The 6,439-nt window shown below is 59.6% G+C and carries 5 protein-coding genes and 1 pseudogene; all 6 read left to right on the forward strand.

Going from position 1 to position 6,439, the window contains the following annotated elements:
* Positions 1-140: 140 nt before the first annotated feature.
* Positions 141-1,655 (forward strand): annotated as a pseudogene (locus IC50_RS37585) (Kae1-like domain-containing protein); the annotation flags it as partial.
* Between the two features lie 66 nt (positions 1,656-1,721).
* Positions 1,722-1,907 (forward strand): HypC/HybG/HupF family hydrogenase formation chaperone, encoded by a 186-nt coding sequence (locus IC50_RS44130; RefSeq protein WP_038937407.1) that lies wholly within the window; start codon positions 1,722-1,724, stop codon positions 1,905-1,907.
* A complete protein-coding gene (gene hypD / locus IC50_RS37590; protein ID WP_028154318.1) occupies positions 1,904-3,046 on the forward strand; it encodes a hydrogenase formation protein HypD in 1,143 nt (380 codons plus the stop codon). Before IC50_RS44130 ends, hypD begins: the two co-directional genes overlap by 4 nt.
* Positions 3,043-4,089 carry a hydrogenase expression/formation protein HypE gene (gene hypE / locus IC50_RS37595; protein ID WP_011084546.1) on the forward strand — a complete coding sequence of 349 codons (1,047 nt, stop codon included), beginning with the start codon at positions 3,043-3,045 and terminating at the stop codon, positions 4,087-4,089. Before hypD ends, hypE begins: the two co-directional genes overlap by 4 nt.
* Before the next feature lie 384 nt (positions 4,090-4,473).
* Positions 4,474-5,586 carry an alanine dehydrogenase gene (ald, locus tag IC50_RS37600; RefSeq protein WP_011084547.1) on the forward strand — a complete coding sequence of 371 codons (1,113 nt, stop codon included), beginning with the start codon at positions 4,474-4,476 and terminating at the stop codon, positions 5,584-5,586.
* A 538-nt stretch (positions 5,587-6,124) separates the two neighbouring features.
* Positions 6,125-6,319, forward strand: coding sequence for a 4Fe-4S binding protein (locus tag IC50_RS37605; RefSeq protein ID WP_011084548.1), 195 nt, complete (start codon positions 6,125-6,127; stop codon positions 6,317-6,319).
* Positions 6,320-6,439 lie beyond the last annotated feature (120 nt).

Here is a 6,439-nt window from a genome sequence, read left to right on the forward strand (position 1 = left end):
GTCCAAACAACCGGGGCCAGCTCTGAGTATGCCAGACGGGTCAACCCAAAGATTGACGTGCTTGTCGTTTCGGCTCGTACTGGCGAGGGCTTTGGCGCGCTCTACGCCTGGATCAACAGGCAGGCGCGCCGTCAGAGGCGCGCCTTAGAGGACGCAAGGCGATGAGCGCCGCAGCCACCTGCGATCGAAAGCGACTGCGCGTGCGCGTGAGTGGAGCAGTGCAAGGGGTTGGCTTTCGTCCCTACGTCTATGGACTAGCCATGCGGTACGGATTGGCGGGATTTGTCATCAATGGTCCCGAGGGCGTTCTCATCGAGGTCGAGGGGCACCGTACGTCTGAGTTTATTGCCGCGTTGCCGCAGCGTGGAGAGGCTGGCCCGGTCATCGTTGTCACCAGTGCAAATCTCTACGGCGAACCCCTGCTGATCGATAACGTGGAGGCGTTGAGACAGCTCAAGGGGGTCGCCGACCTGGTCGTGACCCATGATCGCGATATCTTGGCGTGCGCTGATGATTCCGTGGTTTCGGTGGCCGCTGGCCGGGACCAATTCATCCGTCGTGCTCGCGGCTATGTTCCCGAGCCAATTCGGCTTGCAAGGTCTGTCCCGCCCGTGCTCGCCGTCGGCGGGATACTGAAGTCGACCGTCACCATCACGCGGGACGACCAAGCGTTCGTCTCTCAGCATATTGGCGATCTAAATACGGCCGAAAGCATCCGTGCGTTCGAGAAGACGATCCGGCACCTCACATCGAGCCTCGGCGTGGAGCCTGTCGCCGTCGCCCATGATTTGCATCCCGATATGGCTTCTACCCGGTTTGCGGAAGCAAATGCTCGCGCGCTAGTCGCGGTTCAGCATCACCATGCACACGCTGCCGCAGTAATCGCTGAGCACGGCCATGCGGGACCTGCGCTTGCCCTGGTGCTCGATGGCCATGGCTTTGGCTCCGACGGCGGTAACTGGGGTGGCGAATTATTGTTGTGCGAAGAGACGTCGTCCCAGCGCATCGGGCACTTAGCGCCCCTGCAGATACCGGGTGGAGATCGTGCAGCCCGCGAGCCGTGGCGCATGGCCAGCGCAGTATTACACGGGCTCGGCCGGGGTAACGAAATCGGGCAGCGCTTTGCCGCGCAGCGGCAAGCCGGCTGTCTGTCGGACTTGCTCGATCAGCCGGGCGGGACCACCACGACCAGTGCGGGACGGTTGTTCGACGCGGCAGCGGCGCTGCTAGGTATTGCGAATCTGCAGAGCTATGACGGCGAAGCAGCGTTGAAGCTCGAAGCGCTGGTGCGGGGTACTACGATTCTGGAAGCCGGCTGGACGATCGAGGGCGGCGTGCTGTCCCTTGGTCCGCTATTTTCACGTTTGATTGCTGATGACATTGACGCTGCCGGAGGAGCCGGGCTGTTTCATGGCACGTTAGCCGCTGCCTGCGTTGACTGGGTCACACGCTCTGCGCGGACAACCGGCATCAATACCGTGGTTCTGAGCGGCGGCTGCTTCCTGAACGCGGTGCTGGCGGACAAAATCCCGCGGGGGTGCAGCGATGCCGGTCTTACCCCCCTGGTACCGCGACGGCTGCCGCCCAATGACGGCGGTTTGAGCCTCGGCCAGGCCTGGATTGCGGCTCTAAAGATTGCTCAACAGCCGCCCGCCGGGCAGGAGCTGCCTGATATGTGTCTTTCGGTTCCGGCAAAGATCGCGAAAATTCTTCCCAACGAAATGGCCCTCGTGTTCATCGATGGCGTCAACCTGGAGATATCGATTGCCCTCCTCGACGAGCTCGACGTCGGCGATTTCGTCCTGGTCCATGTCGGCTATGCGCTCGCTAAGATCGATCCGGCGGAAGCCAAGCGCACGCTAGAGCTCCTGCAGGAGCTAGGCGCTGCGAAGGAATGCCGATCGTGAAATATTCCAGCGAATTTCGCGACAAGACTATCGCGCAGGGACTTGCGCGAGCAATTGACGCTGAGGTCAGTTCACAACGAGCCTACCGGTTCGTGGAATTTTGCGGTGGACACACTCATGCAATCTCCCGCTACGGTCTTGAGGATCTGCTGCCCGCGAACGTTCGGATGATCCACGGGCCCGGTTGTCCCGTCTGCGTTCTGCCGGCGAGCCGTATCGACATGGCGATCCGGCTCGCCGAGCGGCCAGAGGTCATTCTGTGCGTCTACGGCGACCTGATGCGCGCGCCTGGGTCGCAAGGGCAGTCCCTGTTGCTTGCCAAAGCGCTGGGTGCCCACATTCGGATGGTCTACTCGACCCTCGACGCTATCCGGCTCGCCGAACAGACGCCGGGCCGCGAAGTGGTCTTCTTTGCCATCGGATTTGAGACCACGACGCCCCCGACGGCGGTCATGATCAGGATTGCCGAGCACAAGCGGCTCGAGGGCCTTAGCGTGTTCTGCAATCACGTTCTTACGCCCTCTGCGATGCACCGCATTCTCGAGAACCCGAAGATCCGCAACACGGGCGGGGTCCCCATTGACGGCTTCATCGGGCCTGCACATGTCAGCACCATTGTCGGTACGCAGCCTTACGAGCCCATGGCGGAACAATTCGAGAAGCCGATCGTGGTCGCCGGATTTGAACCCCTCGACGTGCTGCAGGCTGTCCTGATGCTGGTGCGGCAAGTGAACCAAAACCGCCACGAGGTGGAAAACCAATACAGCCGTGCAGTGACACGCGAAGGCAACCGGCGCGCCAAGGAGGAGGTCTCGCAGGTCTTCGAGCTGCGTGAGCAGTTTGAATGGCGCGGGCTTGGACTGGTACCCAACAGCGGACTGAAGCTGAAGCAATCATATGCAAAATTCGACGCCGAGACGCGCTTTGCGATCCATGACCTGCGTGTCGCAGACAATCCGGCCTGCGAATGCTGCGCGATCCTGCGTGGCGCCAAACGGCCGATCGATTGCAAGTTGTTTGGCAATATCTGCACGCCGGAAACGCCCATAGGAGCCTGCATGGTGTCATCAGAAGGAGCTTGTGCGGCGTATTGGACCTATCGCCGAGTTCGCGATGAGCAGGCGAGGCAGACGTCATGAGCGTGAAAGCCTATCAACGCAAGCTCGATGTGGAGAACGGACGCGTTGAACTTTCCCACGGGGCCGGAGGCCGTGCCATGGCACAGCTAATCTCCGGCCTCTTTCATCAGGCCTTCGGTAATGAATGGCTCGCCGGCTCCAATGATCAGTCGGCGTTCGATGTTACCGCAGGCAGGATGGTGATGACGACTGATGGCTATGTGATTTCGCCACTGTTCTTTCCTGGCGGCAACATCGGGTCATTGGCTGTGCACGGCACGATTAATGACATCGCGATGTCCGGTGCGCGTCCTCTCTATTTGTCGGCCAGCTTTATCATCGAGGAGGGTTTCCGGTTTTCGGATCTCAAGACGATCGCGGAGTCGATGGGCGCGGCGGCATGTGCCGCCGGCGTCTATATCATTGCCGGGGATACCAAGGTGGTCGAGCGTGGCAAGGCGGACGGTCTGTTCATCTCTATGACCGGGATCGGGCTGGTGGCCGATGGGCTCGATCTTTCCGCTGACAAGGCAAAGGTCGGGGACCGTGTGCTGCTGTCCGGTAGCCTCGGTGATCATGGGGTGGCGATCATGTCAAAGCGTCAGAACGTTGCATTTCAAACCGAAATCGTCTCCGACTCAGCAGCGTTGCATAGTCTCGCTGCGGCCATGGTTGCCGCTGGCGGTGGCGGCATCCGGGTAATGCGCGACCCTACGCGCGGCGGGCTCGCTGCGGCTCTCAATGAGATCGCGCTTCAATCAGAGCTCGGCTTCCATCTGCAGGAATCGATGATTCCGGTGAAGCCTGCGGTTGCGGCTACCTGCGAACTGCTTGGACTCGAACCGATCCATGTTGCCAACGAAGGCAAGCTCGTCGCGATCGTGGCGCCGGATTCTGCCGATGCCGTTCTCGCAGCCATGAAGGCGCACCCCCTCGGGTCCAATGCGGCCGATATCGGTGAGGCGGTGGCTGACGATCACAAATTTGTGCAGATGACGACCGATTTCGGCGGCCGGCGAATCGTCGACTGGCTGTGGGGGGAACAATTGCCTCGGATCTGTTGAACAGGCTGCGCAACGTCCATTTCTTGGCCGCCATTTACTGACAACGCCATTAGCCCTCAGCTCAACAAGCGTTTCGCTTGATAGGCAATCCTACCTAATTGGCAAATTGCTGTCTTTGCTGCTTGAGGAGTTCGGCGAGGCTGGATTTCGGTTGTTGGCTTTTCTGCGGGCCGCGACTGCAATTCGGAACGATTCACCGGCATCGCGCAGTTTTCGACGGCTAAGTTCAGCGAACAGGATCACACGATCTACCCAGCACCCCTGGGTTTGAAATCCTGCGAAGCCTCGCAAATATCGCTGAATTCCTGCGCCATTTTGCCCGGCTGCGTCGCGATATCGCTGCGCGCTTCCGATAAGAAGGCGCGTCAGGCAGGGAGTATTCAAATGAAGGTCGGAGTTCCAAAGGAAATCAAGGCGCACGAATATCGCGTGGGCCTTACCCCAGGAGCTGCCCGTGAATACGTGGCAGCGGGCCACCGCGTGATGATCGAGACCAATGCCGGCGCTGGCATTGGTGCAACCGATGGCGATTATCGCAATGCCGGCGCAACGATCTTAACTTCGGCAGCTGAGGTATTCGCATCGAGCGAGATGATCGTAAAGGTCAAGGAGCCTCAGCCGGCCGAATGGTCCCAGCTGCGTGAGGATCAAATCCTGTTCACCTATTTGCACTTGGCCCCGGACCCGGAACAGGCTGCCGGCCTCTTGAAATCTGGATGCATTGCAATCGCCTATGAGACCGTAACTGATGCTCATGGTGGTCTTCCACTGCTGGCGCCGATGAGCGAGGTCGCGGGCAGGCTTTCGATCGAAGCGGCGGGTAGCGCTCTAAAGCGGAGTACAGGGGGGCGAGGGCTGCTGATCGGTGGGGTGCCCGGGGTTCAGCCTGCCCGAATCGTGGTGATTGGAGGTGGGGTCGTCGGTACGCACGCCGCGCGCATGGCGGCTGGTCTGGGCGCAGAGGTGACCATCATCGATCGTTCGATCATCCGGCTCCGTGAGCTGGACGAGCTATTCGAAGGACGGGTTCGCACTAGGTTTTCGACCATCGAATCCGTGGAGGAAGAGGTATTTGCGGCGGACGTGGTGATTGGTGCGGTGCTCGTCCCAGGGGCAAGCGCTCCGAAGCTGGTCCGCCGGAGCATGCTGAGCTCAATGCGCAAGAGAGCCGTACTCGTGGACGTCGCTATCGATCAGGGCGGCTGCTTTGAGACATCGCGCCCAACCACTCACGCTGATCCAACATACGAAGTAGATGGCATCATTCATTATTGTGTGGCCAATATGCCGGGTGCCGTGCCGCTAACCTCGAGCCAGGCACTGAATAACGCGACCCTGCCGTTTGGTTTGGCTCTGGCCAACAAGGGTTTTTCCGCCGTACTCGAGAATCCACATCTGCGCGCAGGCCTCAACGTCCATCGGGGCCGGCTAACATACAAGGCGGTGGCCGAGAGCCTCGGGCTGCCCTTCTCCCCGATCGAACAGGCTGCGGCCTGATCCCAGAGGCCCTCATGGGCGTTTCCTCCCTGACTAAGGCCACCCTTCGGGGTGGCTCTTTTTTTCGGCTATTAATCAACTGACCTCCGCCAGTATTGATTAGGAGTGCGGAACGAAGCAGAGGATCACCGGACGAACGCCTGCCTCAACCGCCGCCAGGATAGGGAGACGATGTACCTTCCGGTCCCATTGAGTGAAGCCGACAAGATGCGCCGCGGGCGACCTGATACTTGCCCGGACAGCTCCATGATGTCGCGACACATCGATCATAGCCGCGGCAGGCGGCCTTAAGGATCTCGGATCGTTCCCTAATGCTGGAGAAGGTGGTTTACCTGATCGCTGACGGCCGTGACACCGATCATGCGCAAACCACAGGATCGAGATCAGATTGTCATGTTCGTTGTAGGATTTGCGACACCGTATCGGGTCGGCGACCTGCGTTATCGAAATTTCTTCAGATGAATCAAGCTCAAGATGTCTGGCACAAGACTTGATAGCAAGAAACTGTTCCGCACCTTTTGCTTATGGAATAGCACTGATGGCCTACAAGATAATCGCATCCCAATGCACGGTCTGCGGTGCGTGCGAGTTCGAGTGTCCCAATGCCGCGATTAGCCTGAAGAACGACATCTATGTGATCAATCCGTCCCAGTGTACCCAATGTGAGGGGCATTCTGACGCGCCAAAGTGCGCCGTGGTTTGCCCCGTGCCAGATACTTGCGTGCCCGCATAGGAGCGGCAGCCGATGAGAGGGGCTCCTGCACGAAGCATGATGAAGATAATATCCAAAACAGCCGCCTTTGCGACCCGTCTCCCGTTTTCCTCGCTCGCTAGTACCCACTTTTCTTGGAAC

The organism is Bradyrhizobium genomosp. I (2014), assembly GCF_000261685.1.
GTDB lineage: Bacteria > Pseudomonadota > Alphaproteobacteria > Rhizobiales > Xanthobacteraceae > Bradyrhizobium.